1 pseudogene is annotated in these 672 nt (G+C 40.2%); it reads right to left on the bottom strand.

Annotated elements, in window-relative coordinates:
* Positions 1-129: 129 nt before the first annotated feature.
* Positions 130-672: pseudogene (locus ACQV2T_RS09340) on the bottom strand (ISNCY family transposase); the annotation flags it as partial.

Raw genomic sequence — 672 nt, 5'->3', positions numbered from 1 at the left:
TGTCAACCGTAAATGAAAATGTCCTGAAATTTTAAAAATTTGCGGGATAAAACTACCGCGCTTCGCTTGGTGAACTCGAGGAAAAAGTGAGAATTTCTATTCTCATCTTTTTCCTCGAGTGTTCTTCTTTTATACTGGATGTGTCTGCTTCAATTGCTTAAGATACCGCTGATAAGAGGCTGCTTTCCATGGATGAGATAAAGGCGGGATAGGAATGACTTTTGGCTTAGTTTTAGGAGGCGGTGTATCGAATTCTTTCGAATAACGTTCATGTTCAGGAACAATCTTGAGTGGATACAAGGTCTCTTGATAATTGGCATATAACTCAAGATTACGCGTCTCAATGACCATCACACGCGTATGTGGAGGAAGGTATTGAACGTTACCTGAGTCATCGACACATTGGTAAGTTTGGCGATGATAGCGAATGGAATGTCCCGCATTTACAACTCTGAAATCATGTCGACAAAGTAAATAGTTCAAATTAACGCAAGGGTCTATCTTTTGAAAGACATTTCGGTTATCTTTAAGTTGGAAAGCAAATCGCTGATTAAATAGAGGAATAAATTGAATCAAGAAGTGATTCGCTTCCGCTAAGGTTTGGATATTAGCCAGACGCATTTCGCTGATTAAGCGGTCTTGAAGTGTGTTAAACACGCGTTCCACGCGTCC

The organism is Facklamia sp. P13069, from assembly GCF_050409405.1.
Lineage (GTDB): Bacteria > Bacillota > Bacilli > Lactobacillales > Aerococcaceae > Facklamia.
Note: the sequence above shows the minus strand (reverse complement) of the source record. Positions and strands in the feature narration are given on the sequence as shown.